Source organism: Streptomyces griseus subsp. griseus, from assembly GCF_000720255.1.
Lineage (GTDB): Bacteria > Actinomycetota > Actinomycetes > Streptomycetales > Streptomycetaceae > Streptomyces > Streptomyces griseus_I.
Window position 1 is genome coordinate 174,224 of the sequence record NZ_JOJE01000002.1, and the last position, 17,886, is coordinate 192,109.

Consider the following 17,886-nt stretch of genomic DNA (forward strand, 5'->3'; position numbering starts at 1 on the left):
CGCTCCCCCAGTGCTCCCCCTCCGCTCACCGCCCGCCGTACGGCGCCTCCTCCCACCACCAAGTTCCGTTGTCCGTTGGTTCACCCGCCGATCACCGGGGGTTTCACGCGGCGACCGGCGTGCCCAGCCGTGCGCCGAACTCGCGTACCACCGACTCGTCCCGGTACGGATCGAGCCGCTGCTGGAAGTCCTCCAGATACTCGGCGCCCCGGTTGGAGCGGAGCTTCTCCAGGAGCTCCACGGCCTTCAGGCCGGTGTGGCAGGCCAGTTCCAGCTCCCGCTGCTGGACCTGCGCGGTGGCGAGCAGGAGATAGCCGATGGCCCGCCTGCGCGCGCGGGACTCGGGATGCCCGGCCAGGGACTGCTCGGCGCACCGGACCGCCGCCTCGGCCTGCCCCAGGTCGCGGTGGCAGTGCGCCAACTCGTCGGCCAGGTAGGCCTCGTCGAAGTGCGCGATCCACTCCGGGTCGTCCCCGGAGCCCGGATCGGCCGTCTCCAGCGCGGCGACCGCCCGCCCGGACGCCACATGGGCGGCCCGCGCGTCACCCAGCAGGGCGTGCCCACGCGCCTCCGCCGCGAAGAACATCGCCTCCGCACGCGGCGACACGCGCCCGCGCGCCCCCTCCTGCGCCGCCCTCGCCAACTGCGAGATCTCCCGCGGGTTCCCGAGCTGCGCGGCGAGATGGCTCATGGACGCGGCGAGGACGTACCCGCCGTATCCGCGGTCGCCCGCCGCCTGCGCGAGCCGCAGCGCCTGGATGTAGTACCGCTGGGCCAGGCCCGGTTGGCCGGTGTCGACCGCCATGTACCCGGCGAGCTCCGTCAACCGCGCGACCGCGGCGAACAGATCACGTCCCACCGCCTCCCGGTACGAGCCGGCCAGCAGCCCGGAGACGACGCTGTTGAGGTAGTGCACGACGACCGGGCGGACGTGCCCGCTGCCGTACTGGTGGTCCAGGTCGACCAGTGCCTGGGTCATCGCCCGGACCGCCGCCACGTCGGACTGGCCCACCCGCGGCCCGGCCGAGCGCGACACCTGGGCGTCGGGTGCGGAGATCAGCCAGTCCCGGCTGGGCTCGACCAGCGCGGACGCGGCGACGGACGAGCCGGACAGGAAGTCACGGCGGCCCACGTCGCTCCGCCACAACTCACACACCTGCTCGATGGCCCCCAGTACCGTCGGCGAGAACTGGAGACCGACACCCGACGCGAGGTTCTTGCCGTTGGCCATGCCGATCTCGTCGATCGTGACCGTACGGCCCAGCTTGCGGCCCAGCGCCTCGGCGATGATCGCCGGGGCCCGTCCGCGCGGCTGCTGTCCACGCAGCCAACGCGCCACCGACGTCTTGTCGTAGCGCAGGTCGAGGCCGTGCTCCGCGCCGCACATGTTGACCCGACGGGCCAGCCCGGCGTTCGAGCACCCCGCTTCCTGGATGAGCGCCTGCAGCCGTTCGTTCGGCTGCCGCGCTACGAGTGGCCTCGCGGCCATTGGCGTACCCCCTGTGGCTGCGGTGCTTGCCCGTGCACCGAGTTGGTGTGTCTTTCCCGACCGGGCCACGACACCTCCGGAGAACAGAGGCGAAAGGATCCGGCCGCAAAGATCAATGCCCCGCAAACAGGACGAAAATGCGAGGATTGCCGGGGTAACGGCGGAAGCCGGCCCCATCCCTGCCTACCCGCTGCCGCCGCGGATCCTCGCGCGCGCCCCCGCACATGCACCCATGCGCCCCGGACACGGAATCGATGCTCCTCCCCCGCGCGCGCTACGCCCGTAACTCCAGGTGGGTGCGGGAGTTGTGTTCATCGTGGAAGAGACGATCGCGGGCACCGAAGCCGCTCAGATTCCGAAGCAGCGCGGGGAATCGCTGCTGGAGACCGCCGTTCGCTACGCCGAGGAGCGCCACTGGGACGTGTTCCCCGGCACCTGGCTGGAAGCGGTCGAAGGGGTGCAGCACTGTTCCTGCGGTGACGTCGCGTGCGCCGTACCCGGCGCGCATCCGGCGCGTGCGGACTGGGCGACGCAGGCCACCGGCAGTGCGACCGTGGCGCGCCGGATGTGGCAGAAGCAGCCGACGGCTTCGATCCTGCTGCCGACGGGGCGGACCTTCGACGCGATCTCCGTTCCGGAGACGGCCGGGTTTCTGGCGCTGGCGCGGATGGAACGGATGGAGCTGACGCTCGGGCCCGTGACCTTGACGCCGGATCGTCGGATGCACTTCTTCGTGCTGCCGGGGGCGTCGGTGAAGGTGCCGGATCTGGTGCGGAAGCTGGGCTGGTCGCCCACGTCCCTTGATCTGGTCGCGCTCGGGGAGGGGGCGTATGTGGCTGCGCCGCCTACTCGGTTCGGGTCTCGGGGGGCCGTGCAGTGGGCCTGCCGGCCTACGCCCGCGAATCGGTGGCTGCCGGACGCGGAGGAGTTGATCTCGCCGTTGGCCTACGCGTGCGGGCGGGACCGGTAGTTCGGCGACTGCGGGTCGTTCTTGGTTTCCCGCGCCCACGCGGCGGAGCCGCATATCAGCACAGTCTCGCGCCCCTGCGGAGCTACTGAGCCGTAGGCTTCGCGTATGACGTCCGTTCGTGTGCGTGGGCTCTGGAAGAGGTTCGGGCAGCAGGTCGCCGTTGCCGGGATCGATCTTGATCTGCCCTCCGGGAAGTTCATCGGGCTCGTGGGGCCCAACGGGGCTGGGAAGACCACCACGTTGTCGATGGTGACCGGACTGCTCAGGCCCGATCAGGGGAGCGTCGAGGTCGTGGGGCACGACGTGTGGCGGGACCCGGTCGAGGTGAAGGCGCGGATCGGGGTGCTGCCCGAGGGACTCAGACTGTTCGAGCGACTGTCGGGGCGGGAACTGCTCGCGTACAGCGGGCGGTTGCGCGGACTGCCCGGTGCCGAGGTCGACAAGCGGGCCACGCAGCTCCTGGACGTCCTCGACCTGGCCGGCGCACAGCACAAGCTGGTCGTCGACTACTCGACCGGCATGCGCAAGAAGATAGGGCTCGCGGCCGCTCTCCTCCACAATCCCGAGGTGCTCTTCCTCGACGAGCCCTTCGAGGGCGTCGACCCGGTCTCCGCGCAGACCATCCGGGGCGTCCTGGAGCGGTACACGGCCTCCGGGGCCACCGTCGTCTTCTCCTCGCACGTCATGGAGCTGGTCGAGTCGCTGTGCGACTGGGTCGCCGTGATGGCGGCCGGCCGGATCCGCGCCCACGGCACGCTCGACGAGGTGCGCGGCGACCATCCCACCCTTCAGCGCGCCTTCCTCGACCTCGTCGGCGCGACCGGCCGCGACACCGCCACCGACCTCGACTGGCTCGGCGGCGGCCGATGACGAACGTGACCTCCACGGTCGTACGGCTGAAGCTGTCGCTGCTGCGGAACGGGCTGCGGCAGTCCGGAGGCCGGCGGACCGCCTACATCGCCTCTGCCGTCGTCGTTCTGCTGTTCGCCGCACTGCAGTTGCTCGGACTCCTCGCCCTGCGCGGGCACGAACACGCCGTCTCGCTGGTCGTGCTGCTCGTGGCGGTGCTGGGGCTGGGGTGGGCGGTGATGCCGCTGTTCTTCCCCAGCGGCGACGAGACGCTGGACCCGACGCGGCTGGTGATGCTGCCGTTGCGGCCCCGGCCGCTGGTGCGGGCGCTGCTCACGGCCTCGCTGGTGGGCATCGGGCCGCTGTTCACCCTGCTGTTGCTGGTGGGCTCGGCGATCGCCGTGGCGCACGGGGCGGCCGCGCTGGTGACCGGGATCGTCGGGGTCGTCCTCGCGCTGCTGCTGTGCGTGGCTCTCGCGCGGGCCGTCGCCGCCGCGAACATCCGGCTGCTGACCAGCCGCAAGGGCCGCGACCTCGCCGTGCTGAGCGGCCTGGTCATCGCCGTCGGCGCGCAGGTCGTCAACTTCGGCGCACAGCGGCTCGGTTCGTCCGGACTCGGAGAGCTCGACCCGGCGGCCACGGTGCTGCGCTGGGTGCCGCCCGCCTCCGCGATCGGCATGGCCGACTCGGTCAGCGAGGGCTCGTACGGGATCGCGGCCGCGCAACTCGCCATCAGTGTCGCCGCGTTGGTGCTGCTGGTGGTGGTGTGGGAGCGCAGTCTGACACGGCTGATGACCGCACCCGACGGTTCGACGCTCCAGGCCGCCGAGTCGCGTGACCGTGGTACGTCGACGGGGCTCTCCCGGCTGCTGCCCGCCGGGCGGACCGGCACGGTCATGGAACGCAGCCTGCGCTACATCTGGCGCGACCCCAAGACCAAGGCGGCCTGGGTGACGTCCCTGGCGATCGGGTTGATCGTGCCGGTCTTCAACGCCCTCCAGGGCACCGGCTCGCTCTACTTCGCCTGCTTCGCCGCCGGGATGCTCGGCATCCAGATGTACAACCAGTTCGGGCAGGACACCTCCGCGTTCTGGATGGTCGCCATGACGATCTCGTCGGCCCGGGACGCTTACGCCGAGCTGCGGGCACGGGCGCTGGCCCTGCTGGTGATCACGCTGCCGTACGCCGCCCTCGTCGTCGTGGTGACGACCGCGCTGCTGGGTGACTGGGCGAAGCTGCCCGAGGTGTTGGGCCTGTCCCTCGCCCTGCTCGGCGCGATGCTGGCGACCGGGGCGTGGACATCGGCCCGCTTCCCGTACTCCATCCCCCAGGAGGGCCACAAGAACGTGGCCCCCGGGCAGGCCGGACTCGCCTGGATCGCCATCCTCGGCGGCATGATCTCCGGCGCCCTCCTCTGCGCCCCCGTGATCGCCCTGACCATCTGGCTCAACGTCGCCGCGGGCGGCGACGCCTACACCTGGCTCCTCCTGCCGGTGGGCGCGGCCTACGGCACGGCCATCACCCTGCTCGGCCTCCGCCTGGCGGCCCCCCACACGGCGAACCACCTCCCGGAAATCCTGACAGCGGTGAGCAAGGGCTGAGGGCGCCTCACGGACGCCGGGGACGGCCGGCGCCCCGACGGGGGCGCGGGGCTGTGTCGATATGCGGCTCCGCCGTGTGGGCGCGAGCAGCAACGAACAACCCGCGGCCGCCGACGTCGAACAACCAGGCACCCCAGAAGGCACCCGGCCCTACCGCGTGAGCACCGCGTCGAGGAACGGCTCGATCGCCGCCCGCCAAGCCTCCGGCTGGTCATAGTGAACGAGGTGCCCCGCGTCGGCCACCTCCGCGTACTGCCCCCGGGGCAGCACCCTCACCATCTCCTGCGCCTCCGCACGCCCCAGCTCACCGTCCAGGCCACGGACGACCAACGTGGGGCACTGCACCTGCGCCAGTTCCTCCCAGTGGGCGTCGAACACCCACGTCTCCCGGGACTTCAGCATCTGCTCCGGCTCGAAGACGGGCCGCCAGCCGTCGGCGGACTCCTGCATCACCTCGGCGTAGAACGCGCCCCGGGACGGATTCGGGCGCTCCACCCAGGGATCGTCCTCACCGAACCACTTCCGTACGTCGGCGAGGGTGGCGAAGGGCACCGGCCAGGTCTTGAACCAGTCCCCCCACTCGCGCTGCGAGGCCGCGCCGAGCGCGGAGGCCCTCATGTCGCAGATGATCAGGCCGTGCACCAGGTCGGGGCGCTTGGCGGCGAGCTGCCAGGCGGTCAGCGCGCCCATGGCGTGGCCGACGAGGAGGGCCGGGGCGAGGCCGAGCTGCTCCAGGGCGGCCTCGGCGTCGTCGACGTACGCCTCGCGGGTGTAGGCGGCCCGTGGGGGCTTCTCGCTCTGGCCGTGGCCCCGCTGGTCCAGTGCGACCGCGCGGTGGCGTTCGGAGAGCCAGCGGGCGGTGGACGCCCAGTGCGAGGCGCGGCCCATCAGGCCGTGCAGTAAGAGCACCCCGGGCGCCCGCCCGGCCCCGGCCCCCTGGGCACGGGGCTGGTCGACCGGTCCGGCCTGTCCCGGTACGAACGGGTCGGCCTGCCCCGGTAGGAGCGGTGCCGGGTCGCTCTTGGGAGGATCGCCGAACTCCCAGGCGGCCAGGCGTACGCCCCCCGCCCCGGTCACGTCGATGCGTCGCGCCATTGGTTCTGGCACCCCCCTCGCTCCGCTCGGACCGTCGCTCCCGATCGAGCCGGCCGGTCCCGTAGCGCGTCCTGTATGCCGTCGCTGCCGTGCCGTCGTGCCGCTTTCCCTGTCCCGCTCTCGTCGTCGCACACGTCGCGTGCGTTCGGATACCCCTCTCCTACTAACGCACGGGCCGCGCAGACCGTCACAGGCAGATTATCGAATGCTCATTCGAGAACTGCACTCTCCGCTCACAACACCGCTCGTTCGAGTGACCACCCGCAAGGAATGATCGGCGCTGGCGAGGGGAGATCTTCAACGGGAGGCGGACCGCTCGGGGAAAACGGTCCGACGGGAATGACCCTGAGAGCTCGGGGCTCCGGGTCATGACAGGGGAGGACAGGCCCCGGTGCTCAACGGCACCGGGGCCCTCCACATGATCACGGCACATCCGCCCGGCCCCCCTAGGTCATATGCCTCAGCGACAACCCTCGCACGCGAACCGTCGAAGCGCTGCGATTCGACACAGGGAATCTTGGATTCGACCGGATCGACGGGACGCCACAACTGCCCCCGCCGCCCCGAGAGTTGCCCAGCCAGAGCTCAGCGCCGTGCGTCAGCCCCTACTCAGCGCTTGGCGACGAACACATGGGAAGCGACGTCCGCCTCCAGCTCGGCCGCCTCACCACCGCTGCCCACCAGCACCCCGCCCGCCGACTCCGTCACGCTCACCACCGAACCCGGCTGCACACCCGCCCTACGCAGCGTGTACATCAGCTGCGCGTCCGTCTGGATCGGCTCGCCGATACGGCGGACGACCACCGTCTTGCCGTCCGTGCCCGGGTCGAGGTCGGCCAGCGACACCATGCCCTCGTCCAGGAAGGGAACGGCACCGTCCTTCTCGCCGAGCTCCTCCAGACCGGGGATCGGGTTGCCGTACGGCGACTCCGTCGGGTGGCGCAGCAGCTCCAGCACACGCCGCTCCACCGCCTCGCTCATCACGTGCTCCCAGCGACACGCCTCGGCGTGCACCTGCTCCCACTCCAGGCCGATCACGTCGACCAGCAGGCACTCGGCGAGGCGGTGCTTGCGCATGACACGCGTGGCCAGACGACGCCCCTCGTCCGTCAGCTCCAGATGGCGGTCACTGGCCACGGACACCAGCCCGTCGCGCTCCATCCGCGCCACCGTCTGGCTGACCGTCGGCCCGCTCTGGTCGAGGCGTTCGGCGATCCGGGCGCGCATGGGGACCACACCTTCCTCCTCCAGCTCGAGGATGGTGCGGAGATACATCTCCGTGGTGTCGATCAGTCCGGACATACGTGCCCCTCGATTAGCTCTGCCGAAGGCTGAACGGCTCTCCGGCGCGTGCGCTGGCCGTGGACTCAATTCTGACGCATACCACCGACAACCGTGCCGCGCCGATGCAACGAGGCGATTACGTCGCCACCCGCGCGGCGGCGGGAGAAGTGCGCCGACGGGGCGGGCCTCGTCGGCCACGGCGCGCGTGGCGTCGTATTGACACCGCAGTGGTCCAGACCGCACGGTATCCGCGACACGGACACCGTCAGACGGCGAAGGAGCCCCGCGGATGAGCGACAGCAAGCCGGCCGGCCAGTTCTTCGACGCCGCGATCACCCTGCTCCAGCGGGTCCGCGACGAGGAGGCCGAAACCATCGAGGCCGCCGGCACGCTCCTCGCCGACACCGTCGCCTCCGGCGGCCGCCTCTTCGCGTTCGGCGCGGGGCACTCCTCCCTCGCCGCCCAGGACGTCGTCTACCGCGCCGGCGGACTCGCCCTGATGAACCTGCTCGCCGTACCGGGCACCGTCGGCGTGGATGTCATGCCCGCCACGCTCGGCTCCGCCCTGGAACGGGTGGACGGCCTCGCGAGCGCGGTCATCGAGTCCTCCCCCGTCCGCCAGGGCGACGCACTCGTGATCATCTCCCTCTCCGGACGCAACGCCCTCCCCGTGGAGATGGCCATGACCGCCCGCGCCCTCGGCGTGCGGGTCATCGGCGTGACCTCGGTGGCGTACGCCTCGCATACGACGTCCCGGCACGCCTCCGGCACGTACCTGAAGGACCACTGCGACATCGTGCTCGACTCCAAGATCGCGGTCGGCGACGCGGAACTCACCCTCGACACCGTCCCCGCCCCCTTCGCCCCGGCCTCGACGGTCGTCACCTCCGCCCTCCTCCAGGCCGTCGTCGCCACCGCGGCCGCCACCCTCGCCGACCGCGACATCGAACCCCCACTGCTGCGCTCGGGCAACGTCGACGGCGGCCACGACTGGAACAGCCGGATCATGGAGCAGTACCGGGACCGGATCTTCTACCGGCACTGAGACCGCCACCGGCACAGCCGCGATGCGGCCTGCTCAGTCCTTCCGCTCACCCACCGACGCCGCCAGATCCAGCGCCATCGCGATACGTACGGCGACGTCCTCGGCGTAGGTCGCGTCGGAGCGCTCGAACGCGGAGCGGCCCGAGGCACGCAGGAACGTCACCACGCCCAGGGTCCGGCCCCGGCTGCGCAGCACCGCGCACAGCGCGTGCACCGTGTCCGACGGCCACTGCCGGACCCGGGCCCACTCACTCGCCTGCTCGGCCGGTACGGCACCGACGCCGGCCCGGACCGACCCGGACCGCGCCACGCACTGCAGCGCCGGATGACCCTCGGCATAGCGGACGGGCAGCCCCGCCTGACCGGTCAGCACACTCGGTCCGGGCGCACCGGAGGGCGTCGCCGCGGCCCGTACCAGCCGCACCGGTCCCACGGTGTCCGCGTCGGCCACCGACCCGCCCGACACCCGGTCGACGAGGGCGTGGTCGGCGAAGCCGGCGAGCGCGAAGTCCAGGTGGACGACGGCCGCCTCCGCCGGGTCCTCGCACTCCGCGGCCGCCCGCGCCGCACGGTGCAGCTGCTTGGCGCGGAAACGCAGCAGCGCCGCCTCCTGCTCGCCCTGCTTGGTCTCGGTGACGTCCTGGAACAGCCAGCCCACCCCGAGCGGAACCGGTTCCTCGGCGAGCGGCGAGGCCAGCCGCAGGAAGCCGCTGCGCCAGCACCGCCGCTTCTCGCCCTCGGGCGTCCGCACGCTCACCCAGATCTCCGCCGGCGCGGGCGGCGCGCCCTCGGCCAGCACATGGGTGAGGGCGCTCTCCAGCTCCTCGACGCCCTGCGTCAGCAGATCCCCGAGCGGCCGTCCCAGCACGGACGTACGGCCGATGCCCAGGGCTCGGGCGGCGTGCGCGTTGACCACGGCGGGCCGCAGGTCCGCGTCGACGAGGACGACACCCCAGCTCGCGTCCTCGAACAAGGCCTCGCTCAGCGCGATGGACCGCTCCAGGTCGATCTGCGCGTGCACCTCGCTGAAGGCGCAGTACACGCCGGCGGGCTTCCCGTCGGGGCCGCGTACGGCCGCGGACTGGGTCCGCACCAGGACGCGCCCGCCCTCCTTGGTCAGCAGCGCGAACTCGTACACCTGTCTGCCGGGCGCGTGCATGGTGGACATCAGCCGCCCCTCGACGTCCTCGGCGTCCGCGCTGCGCACGGCCCAGCCGGCGAAACCGTGCCGGCCCACGGCCTCGGCCGCGCTCCAGCCGAGGATCCGTTCCGCCTCGCGGTTCCAGTGCGTCACCACGCCGTCGGCGTCGAAGGCGCACAGCGCCGCGTCCATGCCGTCGAGCAGCGCGGCGAGCAGATCCGAGCCGTCCCGCTCATGCTGGTCGGGCGGCTCGGACCGCCCCGGCTGCTCGGACCCGGTCCGCTCCGACCCGGTCTGCCCGGGCTCGGGCTCGTCCGGCCCCAGCTCGTCGGTGGTCCCACTACGTCGGGAAGCACTCACCTGGACCCCCTGCAGGCTGCGTCCGCACGCACGACGCGTCGGTTCGCTCACTCACCTTCATTCAACTGGAACGTGACGCAGCACACATCAGATTCCCGCAAGATTGCAGGAATCGTTGTACGCCGAAATTCACCCCGCCAGCCGCAACGTCAGCCACACGTCCGTCTCCCCGTCGAGCACATACCGCTCGACCTCGGCAAACCCACGCGCCTCAGCAAACCGGACGCCCTCCTCGTTCTCGGCCAGCACGACCGTCTCGATCACGCCTGCCCCCTGCACGCGCGCGTAATCGACCCCCCGCTCGTACAACGCGGCCCCGAACCCCCGCCGCCGGGATTCCGGCAGTACGCGCGCGATGACCGTCGCCACCGCCTCCTCACCCTCCGGCGGCCGCACTGTCGAACAACCGACGAGCACATCGCCGACGTAGGCGTTCTCCAGGCGATAACGCCCGGCCCGCTCCCGCACCTCGTCGAGGGACATCGCCGCAGGGGGCACGATCACGTTGTGCACATGCCGCCACTGCTCCAGCATCCGCTCGCCGGCCACCGGTTCGATACGAAGATCAGTCACGGCACCAGCGAACGGCAGACGTGATCAATCAGTCAACACCCACACAAGGATCCTCCAGCAGATCAAGACACCGCTCGACGACGCCGCAGCCATGAACACAATTCGCTCGCGGCTCGCAGACGCACTGAGCGCCCTTGGCAGACCCGTGCATACCTGGTCCGGCAGACTCACCACGGGAAATCGCAGCGCAATGGGGCTCGAGAAGACCCATACCCTGGATGCCCTGGCCGTGGGACCTCTTGACCACGAGAGCGGCGGCAGGATCGTACGGTTCCCCGTACAAGTCCTCGTCGCCAAGGCTGCCGGGCGCGGCTCATACGCCCGAACGACCCCGGACCGGTACGGCTTCCCCCGGTTGCGGCGGGCCCGCACCAAACAGCACTTCGGCTACATCACGGGAGATCTTGTGCGTGCCCTCATACCCACGGGCAAGTGGGCGGGGACGTGGACCGGCCGTATTTCAGTGCGCGCGCGGGGACAGCACAGCCTCACGACACCATCAGGCCGGTTCAACGTCTCGTACTGGAACCTGAAGCTCCTGCAGCGGGGCGACGGATATGGATACGGGGTCCGGGCCGAATCAGGAGCCGCCATCGCGAAAAAGCGGTTGAACCTGGGCCAGCCGTCTTCCTAGGCTGTGGAGCAAGCAGAGAGGAGGTGGTTCGGAACATGTATGAACACCGGACGGCTGAGGTGGCTGCGGGCTAGCGGCCCACACCACACACTGTGCGGTGCCGGAGGAGCGCGTGAGGAACGCGTGTCGCCGGCCCAATTTCAAGCAGTCACCCGACCCGCGGGCTGCCGGTACGTCCGGCCGGCCTCTCCTTGGAGAGACCCAGCCCGCGGGTCGTCTGCGTTTTCGCGCTGGTCAGCCGTTGATGTCCGCGTAGCCCTCGATCTGGCGCGGGTCGCGGGGGCCCGGGCCGATGTAGCGGGCCGAGGGGCGGACGAGGCGGCCGGTGCGCTTCTGTTCGAGGATGTGGGCGGACCAGCCTGCCGTGCGGGCGCAGGTGAACATCGAGGTGAACATGTGGGCGGGGACCTCGGCGAAGTCGAGGATGATGGCCGCCCAGAACTCGACGTTGGTCGCGAGGACGCGGTCCGGGCGACGGTTGTGGAGTTCCTCCAGGGCCGCCTTCTCGAGGGCTTCGGCGATCTCGAAGCGCGGTGCGCCGAGTTCGCGGGCGGTGCGGCGCAGGACGCGGGCGCGGGGGTCCTCGGCGCGGTAGACGCGGTGGCCGAAGCCCATGAGGCGTTCGCCGCGGTCGAGGGCGCTCTTGACGTAGGCCTCGGCGTCGCCGGTCCGTTCGATCTCCTCGATCATGCCGAGGACGCGGGAGGGCGCTCCGCCGTGCAGGGGGCCGGACATGGCTCCTACGGCGCCCGAGAGCGCGGCGGCGACGTCGGCGCCGGTGGAGGCGATGACGCGGGCGGTGAAGGTGGAGGCGTTCATGCCGTGCTCGGCGGCGCTCGTCCAGTAGGCGTCGACGGCCTTGACGTGCTTGGGGTCGGGTTCCCCGCGCCAGCGGATCATGAAGCGTTCGACGACGGAGTGGGCCTTGTCGATCTCGCGCTGCGGGACCATGGGCCGGCCCTGGCCGCGGGCGGACTGGGCGACGTAGGAGAGGGCCATGACGGCGGCGCGGGCGAGGTCCTCGCGGGCCTGTTCGGCGTCGATGTCGAGGAGGGGTTCGAGGCCCCAGACGGGGGCGAGCATGGCGAGTGCCGACTGGACGTCGACGCGGATGTCGCCGGAGTGCACCGGGATGGGGAAGGGCTCGGCGGGCGGCAGACCGGGATTGAAGGCGCCGTCGACGAGCAGGCCCCACACGTTTCCGAAGGAGACGTGGCCGACCAGGTCCTCGATGTCGACGCCCCGGTACCGGAGTGCGCCGCCCTCCTTGTCCGGTTCGGCGATCTCCGTCTCGAACGCGACGACTCCTTCGAGTCCGGGTACGAAGTCGGACATCAGGCGGCTCCTCATGATGTGTGCGACAGATGGCGCCCGGGGGATCCGCGGTCCTGTTCGAGACTCGCGGTCCTGGGCGGTCACCCCAGTGATTCCCCGTGTGGTCGGCGGTCACCCGACAGGGACGGTGATCGGGGTGGCACTGGCACCTTATCTGCGAGTGCCACCTTTGGGGAGTGTTCGCGGCACTGAGTGCCACGGCGGGGTGGGAATCGGCGGGGCGCCCGGGGCGCGCATGCGGCAGGATGACCGGGTGACCGACCACGACGCCGCCTTCCTCGATGCCGCGGGCGACCGGGCTCCCGACCCCGCTTCGATGCGCATGCAGTACCGGGCCGAGGGCCTCGCCGAGTCCGAGCTGGCCGCCACTCCGGTGGAGCAGTTCGCGCGGTGGTTCAAGCAGGCCGCGACGGAGGCGCATCTCTTCGAGCCGAACGCGATGATCGTCTCCACGGCGGACGCGGAGGGGCGGCCCAGTTCTCGTACGGTGCTGTTGAAGCAGTTCGACGAGCACGGTTTCGTCTTCTACACGAACTACGACTCCCGCAAGGCGCGCGACCTGGCGGAGAACCCGCATGTGTCGCTGCTGTTCCCGTGGCATCCGATGGCGCGCCAGGTCATCGTGCGGGGCGTGGCGCGGCGCACCGGGCGGGACGAGACGGCGGCCTACTTCCGGACCCGGCCGCACGGTTCTCAGCTGGGTGCCTGGGCGAGCGCCCAGTCCTCGGTGGTGGGCTCGCGTGCGGATCTGGACGCGTCGTACGCCGAGCTGGAGGCGCGGTATCCGGAGGGTGAGCAGGTGCCGGTGCCGCCGCACTGGGGTGGTTTCCGGGTGGCGCCGCGGTCGGTGGAGTTCTGGCAGGGGCGTGAGAACCGGCTGCACGACCGGTTGCGGTATGTGGGGCAGGCGGACGGGAGCTGGCGGGTGGAGCGGCTCAGTCCGTGAGGCCCGCCTGGGGCTGCGGGGTGCTCAGACCTTGCCCATGAAGTACGTGGTCTCGTGCCCGGCGAGGAGTGCCGCGACGCGGGTGCGGAGTTCCTCGCCAGTTCCAGAACTCGAAGCCGAGGTGGGCGAAGGCGAGGCAGTCGTCGCTGTTGAGGCTGTGGAAGATGTGGTGCTCGGTGTACACGGCGAGGCCCTCGGGTGCGCCCCAGCGGGCTTCGGCGACGGCCTTGTGCCAGTTCGGGCCGGGTGGGTGGGCGGGGTCGTCGCTGAGGGCCCAGCCCGGTTCGGGTTCGGCGCGCACGATGCCCTCGGCCACGAGCCATTCGACGACGGGCCGGGCGAGGCCGGGTGCGTCCCGCGGGGCGGCGTCGCGGTCGATGATCGTCTGGAAGGTGTCGCTCATGTCAGCCGAGCGTCTCCTCCAGCAGACCCGCCCATTGCGCGACCACCCGTTGTCTGCGGGCCTTGTCGTCGGTGAGGAGGTTGGCGAGGCCCAGGCCGCGGGCCATGTCGAGCAGTCCCTGGACCGTCTCGCGGACGCCGGGTACGGATTCGTCGGCGCCGAGTAGTTCCACGGCTATGCGGTGGGTGTCGCGGCCCACGCGTGCCTCCAGTTCGGTCACCCGTGGGCGGAGGTGTTCCTCGTTGGAGGCGGCCACCCACAGGTGCAGGGCGGCGCGGAAGAGGGGGCCGGTGTAGAGGTCGACGAGGGCGGCGACGACGGCCTGGCGTTCGGCGGCGCCTTCGGGGAAGAGGGCGCGCAGTGCGGTGGAGCGTTCCTCGGCGACGTATTCGACGGCGGCGGTGAAGAGGTCCTCGCGGGTGGGGAAGTGGTGCTGGGCGGCGCCGCGGGAGACGCCGGCGCGTTCGGCGACGACGGACACGGTGGAGCCGGCCCAGCCGTGTTCGGCGAGGCAGGCGACGGCGGCTTCGAGGAGCCGCTGCCGGGTGGCTCGGCTGCGGTCCTGCTTGGGGATGCGCTCGGCCCGGTCGGCTCGTTCGTCACGTGCGCCGGCCGTGGTCACAGCACCCATGAGGGATCCCGTCGTTCGAGGAAGGCGGCCATTCCCTCGCGTGCCTGCGGGGAGGCGAACAGCCGGGCCGAGAGTGCGGTGAGGCGGGCCGCGTCCCGGTCGAATGTCTCCAGCACCCTGGCTGTGAGCAGCTGTTTCGTCTCGGCCAGGGCCTGGGGGGCGGCTCGGCGCAGACCGTCGAGGACGGGAGCGAGGACGGTGTCCACGTCGTCGCCGGTCGCGGTGAGCAGGCCGATGCGGGCGGCCTCGCCGGCGTCGAGGCGTTCGCCGGTGAGGCAGTAGCGGGCGAGGGCTCTGGGGTCGGTGCGCGGGAGGAGCGGCAGGGAGATCACGGCGGGTGCCACGCCGATGCGTACCTCGGTGAAGGCGAAGGTCGCCTGGTCGGACGCGGCCGTGATGTCGCAGGCGCCGAGGAGGCCGAGGCCGCCGGCGCGGACGTGTCCCGTGACGCGGCCGACGACGGGTTTGGGGAGGTCGAGGATCTGGCGCAGGAGGCCGACCAGGGCGTCGGGGTGGGGTGGGTCGCGCAGGTCGGCGCCCGCGCAGAAGGTGGTGCCGGTGTGGGTGAGGACGATCGCGCGGACGTCGTGGTCCTTGGCGCAGTCGGTGAGGGCGTCGGCGAGTTCGCCGACGAGGGCCGCCGAGAGGGCGTTGCGATTGTCGGGCGAGTCGAGACTGAGGGTGGCGATGCCGCGTTCGCGGGTGCGGCCGATGAGGGTCATGCGGGCTCCCTGAGCTGTCGGCGCAGGATTTTTCCGGAGGCGGCGCGGGGGACGGCGTCGATGAAGGTGACCTTGCGGATCCGCTTGTAGGGGGCGACGCGTTCGGCGACGTACATCAGGACCTCGCCTTCGGAGAGGTCGGTGGCGGTGAGCCGGCGGACGACGTGGGCGTGGGGGACTTCGTTGCCGTCGTCGTCGTAGGCGCCGATGACGGCGGCGTCGGCGATGCCGGCGTGGGTGAGCAGGAGCGCTTCGAGTTCGGCGGGGGCGACCTGGAAGCCCTTGTACTTGATGAGTTCCTTGACGCGGTCGACGACGAAGAGCCAGTTGTCGGCGTCGACGTGGCCGACGTCGCCGGTGTGGAGCCAGCCGTCGGGGTCGATCATGGCGGCGGTGGCGTCGGGGCGGCCCAGGTAGCCCTTCATGACCTGAGGGCCGCGGATGAGGATCTCGCCGGACTCGCCGATGCCGAGGTCGTTGTCGGGGTCGTCGAGGGAGACGATGCGCATCTCGGTGCCGGCGATGAGCTTGCCCACGGTGCCGGCGGGGGCGTCGCGCAGGGCGTCCGGGGGGACGACGTGGGTGCCGGGGGACAGTTCCGTCATGCCGTAGGCCTGGCCGACGGGCGGCAGGTTCAGGCGCTGGGAGCAGGCGGCGGCGAGTCTGGCGTCGAGGGGTGCGGCGGCGCTGACGATGTACTTCAGGGACGACAGGTCGTACTGGGCGACGGCGGGGTGCTTGGCCAGGGCGAGGACGATGGGCGGGGCGACGTAGAGGTTGGTGATGCGGTGGTTCTGGATGGTGGCGAGGAAGGTGTCCAGGTCGAAGCGGGGCAGGACGACTACGGTGGCGCCGGCCCTGAGCGGGGCTTTCATCAGGGCGGTCAGGCCGTAGATGTGGAAGAACGGCAGGACGGCGAGGACGCGGTCGCCGGGCCGGCTGGAGATGGCCGGTTCGAGCTGGGCGAGGTTGGTGGCGATCTGGAGGTGGGTGAGCATCACGCCCTTGGGGGTGCCGGTGGTGCCCGAGGAGTACGGCAGGGCGGCGACGTCCCGCGCGGGGTCGATGTCGACGACCGGTTCCGGCGCGGCCGAGGCGAGCATGTCGATGAGGGAGCGGTGGCCGGGCGCGCTGTCGCAGACGAAGATCTCCCGTACTCCGCCGGCGATCTCGGCGGCCCTGCGGGCCGTCTCCAGCAGTGGCGACACGGTGACGATCCAGCGGGCCGAGGAGTCGCCGAGTTGTTTGGCGAACTCCTCCGGGGTGGCGAGCGGGTGCACGGTGGTGACGGAGGCGCCCGCTCGGGTGGCGGCGTAGAAGGCGGCCGGGAAGGCGATGATGTTGGGGCTGTGCAGGGCGAGGACGTCGCCCTTGCGCACACCGGCCTCGGCGAGCGCGGCGGCGATCCTGCGGTGGAAGCGGTCGAGTTGTTCGTACGTGAGGGTGGTGCCGTCCGTGCCGTCGACGAGGGCGGGTGCGTCACCGAACTCGGCCGCCCGGGCGAGGACGGCTTCGTGGATGGGGAGTGCGACGGCGGGAACGTCGGCGTACTCGCTGCGGAACATGGGTTCCTCCTCGCGCGGAAGCCGCGGCGGCGGGTCGATTCAGTACGACTTGGGCAGGCCCAGGGTCTGGTGGGAGACGTAGTTCAGAATCATCTCCCGGCTCACCGGGGCGATACGAGCCACGCGGGCGGCCGTTATCAGTGAGGCGAGGCCGAACTCGCGGGTGAGGCCGTTGCCGCCGAGGGTGTGCACGGACTGGTCGACGGCCTTCACGCAGGCCTCCCCGGCCGCGTACTTGGCCATGTTGGCGGCCTCGCCGGCGCCCGCGTCGTCCCCGGCGTCGTACAGGTGGGCCGCCTTCTGGGTCATCAGGCGGGCCAGTTCGAGGTCGATGTGCGCCTGGGCGAGGGGGTGGGCGATGGCCTGGTGGGCGCCGATGGGGGTGTTCCAGACGGTGCGGTCGCGGGCGTAGGCGAGGGCCTGGGCGAGGGCGTAGCGGCCCATGCCGATGGCGAAGGCTGCGGTCATGATCCGCTCGGGGTTGAGCCCGGCGAAGAGCTGCAGCAGGCCCGCGTCCTCGTCGCCGACAAGGGCGTCGGCGGGAAGGCGTACGTCGTCCAGGACCAGCTCGAACTGTTTCTCGGCGGCGTTCAGCTCCATGTCGATGGGCCGTCGCTGGAAGCCGTCGGTGTCGCGCGGGACGATGAAGAGGCAGGGCTTGAGGCGTCCGGTGCGGGAGTCCTCGGTGCGGCCGACGACGAGGGTGGCGTCGGCGTGGTCGACCCCGGAGACGAAGACCTTGCGGCCGGTGAGGAGCCAGTCGGTGCCGTCGCGGCGGGCGGTGGTGGTGATGCGGTGGCTGTTGGAGCCGGCGTCGGGTTCGGTGATGCCGAAGGCCATGAGACGGGTGCCGTCCGCCAGCGCGGGCAGCCAGTGGCTCTTCTGGGCGTCGGTGCCGAAGCGGGCGATCACCGTGCCGCAGATCGCCGGGCTGACGATCATCATGAGCAGGGGGCAGCCTGCGGTGCCGAGTTCCTCGAGGACGATCGAGAGCTCTGCGATGCCGCCGCCTCCACCGCCGTATGCCTCCGGCAGGTTGACGCCCAGGTAGCCGAGTTTGGCGGCTTCTTGCCAGAGTTCTGTGGGGTAGCGGCCCTCGTCCACAACCCGGGTGATGTAGTCGCGGCCGTAGCGCTTGGCGAAGGTGGATACCGCTGCTCGGAGTGCTTTGTGTTCGTCGGGTTCGATGAGGGTGGTCATGGTGGCTCCTTCGGGTGCGGGTTGTGGGTGGCTTGTCGCGCAGT

At 71.2% G+C, this 17,886-nt stretch carries 16 protein-coding genes; 5 read left to right on the top strand and 11 right to left on the bottom strand.

The genetic code is table 11. The features are described 5' to 3' along the window. Positions 1 to 103: 103 nt before the first annotated feature. Complete coding sequence (locus IG99_RS04420; protein WP_037669980.1) at positions 104 to 1,489, bottom strand: hypothetical protein; 1,386 nt, start codon at positions 1,487 to 1,489, stop codon at positions 104 to 106. Between the two features lie 307 nt (positions 1,490 to 1,796). Here IG99_RS04420 and IG99_RS04425 point away from each other — a divergent pair, with 307 nt between their 5' ends. The 3 genes from IG99_RS04425 to IG99_RS04435 all read left to right on the top strand — a co-directional run bounded on the left by IG99_RS04425 (position 1,797) and on the right by IG99_RS04435 (position 4,909). Then, positions 1,797 to 2,459 carry a bifunctional DNA primase/polymerase gene (locus IG99_RS04425; RefSeq protein WP_037669983.1) on the top strand — a complete coding sequence of 221 codons (663 nt, stop codon included), beginning with the start codon at positions 1,797 to 1,799 and terminating at the stop codon, positions 2,457 to 2,459. 105 nt (positions 2,460 to 2,564) lie between these two features. Further along, positions 2,565 to 3,329, top strand: coding sequence for an ABC transporter ATP-binding protein (locus tag IG99_RS04430; protein WP_037669985.1), 765 nt, complete (start codon positions 2,565 to 2,567; stop codon positions 3,327 to 3,329). Further along, positions 3,326 to 4,909 (top strand): hypothetical protein, encoded by a 1,584-nt coding sequence (locus tag IG99_RS04435; RefSeq protein WP_037669987.1) that lies wholly within the window; start codon positions 3,326 to 3,328, stop codon positions 4,907 to 4,909. The genes IG99_RS04430 and IG99_RS04435 overlap by 4 nt, the downstream gene beginning before the upstream one ends. A 150-nt stretch (positions 4,910 to 5,059) precedes the next feature. Here the strand turns inward: IG99_RS04435 and IG99_RS04440 are convergent, their stop codons facing one another. After that, entirely contained in the window at positions 5,060 to 6,004 is a 945-nt protein-coding gene (locus IG99_RS04440; protein ID WP_037669989.1) for an alpha/beta fold hydrolase, read from the bottom strand. A gap of 609 nt (positions 6,005 to 6,613) precedes the next feature. Then, positions 6,614 to 7,306: a metal-dependent transcriptional regulator gene (locus IG99_RS04445; RefSeq protein WP_037669991.1), complete on the bottom strand. Its 693-nt coding sequence runs from the start codon at positions 7,304 to 7,306 to the stop codon at positions 6,614 to 6,616. Between the two features lie 271 nt (positions 7,307 to 7,577). Between IG99_RS04445 and IG99_RS04450 the strand changes: the two genes are divergently transcribed. Continuing rightward, a complete protein-coding gene (locus IG99_RS04450) occupies positions 7,578 to 8,333 on the top strand; it encodes an SIS domain-containing protein (RefSeq protein WP_037669992.1) in 756 nt (251 codons plus the stop codon). A gap of 33 nt (positions 8,334 to 8,366) precedes the next feature. Here IG99_RS04450 and IG99_RS04455 read toward each other — a convergent pair whose 3' ends face one another. The 3 genes from IG99_RS04455 to IG99_RS04465 all read right to left on the bottom strand — a co-directional run bounded on the left by IG99_RS04455 (position 8,367) and on the right by IG99_RS04465 (position 12,375). Further along, complete coding sequence (locus IG99_RS04455) at positions 8,367 to 9,833, bottom strand: PAS domain-containing protein (protein ID WP_037670237.1); 1,467 nt, start codon at positions 9,831 to 9,833, stop codon at positions 8,367 to 8,369. Between the two features lie 129 nt (positions 9,834 to 9,962). Continuing rightward, complete coding sequence (locus IG99_RS04460; protein WP_037669994.1) at positions 9,963 to 10,406, bottom strand: GNAT family N-acetyltransferase; 444 nt, start codon at positions 10,404 to 10,406, stop codon at positions 9,963 to 9,965. A gap of 868 nt (positions 10,407 to 11,274) precedes the next feature. Next, positions 11,275 to 12,375, bottom strand: a complete 1,101-nt coding sequence (locus tag IG99_RS04465; protein ID WP_037669996.1) for a citrate synthase 2 — start codon at positions 12,373 to 12,375, stop codon at positions 11,275 to 11,277. 235 nt (positions 12,376 to 12,610) lie between these two features. Between IG99_RS04465 and pdxH the strand changes: the two genes are divergently transcribed. Next, a complete protein-coding gene (pdxH, locus tag IG99_RS04470; protein WP_394297971.1) occupies positions 12,611 to 13,321 on the top strand; it encodes a pyridoxamine 5'-phosphate oxidase in 711 nt (236 codons plus the stop codon). Here pdxH and IG99_RS44075 read toward each other — a convergent pair. The 5 genes from IG99_RS44075 to IG99_RS04495 are packed head-to-tail and all read right to left on the bottom strand — an operon-like array spanning position 13,311 to position 17,842. Further along, positions 13,311 to 13,724 carry a hypothetical protein gene (locus IG99_RS44075; protein WP_051864922.1) on the bottom strand — a complete coding sequence of 138 codons (414 nt, stop codon included), beginning with the start codon at positions 13,722 to 13,724 and terminating at the stop codon, positions 13,311 to 13,313. The genes pdxH and IG99_RS44075 overlap by 11 nt on opposite strands. Before the next feature lies 1 nt (position 13,725). Next, entirely contained in the window at positions 13,726 to 14,355 is a 630-nt protein-coding gene (locus tag IG99_RS04480) for a TetR/AcrR family transcriptional regulator (RefSeq protein WP_051864923.1), read from the bottom strand. Then, positions 14,343 to 15,077, bottom strand: coding sequence for an enoyl-CoA hydratase family protein (locus IG99_RS04485; RefSeq protein WP_037670001.1), 735 nt, complete (start codon positions 15,075 to 15,077; stop codon positions 14,343 to 14,345). The genes IG99_RS04480 and IG99_RS04485 overlap by 13 nt, the downstream gene beginning before the upstream one ends. Then, positions 15,074 to 16,642, bottom strand: a complete 1,569-nt coding sequence (locus IG99_RS04490; RefSeq protein WP_037670002.1) for a 4-coumarate--CoA ligase family protein — start codon at positions 16,640 to 16,642, stop codon at positions 15,074 to 15,076. The genes IG99_RS04485 and IG99_RS04490 overlap by 4 nt, the downstream gene beginning before the upstream one ends. A 39-nt stretch (positions 16,643 to 16,681) precedes the next feature. After that, on the bottom strand, positions 16,682 to 17,842 hold the full coding sequence (locus IG99_RS04495; RefSeq protein WP_037670004.1) for an acyl-CoA dehydrogenase family protein: 1,161 nt from the start codon (positions 17,840 to 17,842) through the stop codon (positions 16,682 to 16,684). Positions 17,843 to 17,886 lie beyond the last annotated feature (44 nt).

Excerpts from the sequence above, each read along its gene's own strand:
- IG99_RS04490 (WP_037670002.1), bottom strand. The coding sequence starts at position 16,642 with ATGTTCCGCAGCGAGTACGCCGACGTTCCCGCCGTCGCACTCCCCATC.
- IG99_RS44075 (WP_051864922.1), bottom strand. The coding sequence starts at position 13,724 with ATGAGCGACACCTTCCAGACGATCATCGACCGCGACGCCGCCCCGCGG.
- IG99_RS04480 (WP_051864923.1), bottom strand. The coding sequence starts at position 14,355 with ATGGGTGCTGTGACCACGGCCGGCGCACGTGACGAACGAGCCGACCGG.
- IG99_RS04420 (WP_037669980.1), bottom strand. The coding sequence starts at position 1,489 with ATGGCCGCGAGGCCACTCGTAGCGCGGCAGCCGAACGAACGGCTGCAG.
- IG99_RS04465 (WP_037669996.1), bottom strand. The coding sequence starts at position 12,375 with ATGTCCGACTTCGTACCCGGACTCGAAGGAGTCGTCGCGTTCGAGACG.
- IG99_RS04445 (WP_037669991.1), bottom strand. The coding sequence starts at position 7,306 with ATGTCCGGACTGATCGACACCACGGAGATGTATCTCCGCACCATCCTC.
- IG99_RS04495 (WP_037670004.1), bottom strand. The coding sequence starts at position 17,842 with ATGACCACCCTCATCGAACCCGACGAACACAAAGCACTCCGAGCAGCG.
- IG99_RS04440 (WP_037669989.1), bottom strand. The coding sequence starts at position 6,004 with ATGGCGCGACGCATCGACGTGACCGGGGCGGGGGGCGTACGCCTGGCC.
- IG99_RS04485 (WP_037670001.1), bottom strand. The coding sequence starts at position 15,077 with ATGACCCTCATCGGCCGCACCCGCGAACGCGGCATCGCCACCCTCAGT.
- IG99_RS04450 (WP_037669992.1), top strand. The coding sequence starts at position 7,578 with ATGAGCGACAGCAAGCCGGCCGGCCAGTTCTTCGACGCCGCGATCACC.
- IG99_RS04430 (WP_037669985.1), top strand. The coding sequence starts at position 2,565 with ATGACGTCCGTTCGTGTGCGTGGGCTCTGGAAGAGGTTCGGGCAGCAG.
- pdxH (WP_394297971.1), top strand. The coding sequence starts at position 12,611 with ATGCGGCAGGATGACCGGGTGACCGACCACGACGCCGCCTTCCTCGAT.
- IG99_RS04435 (WP_037669987.1), top strand. The coding sequence starts at position 3,326 with ATGACGAACGTGACCTCCACGGTCGTACGGCTGAAGCTGTCGCTGCTG.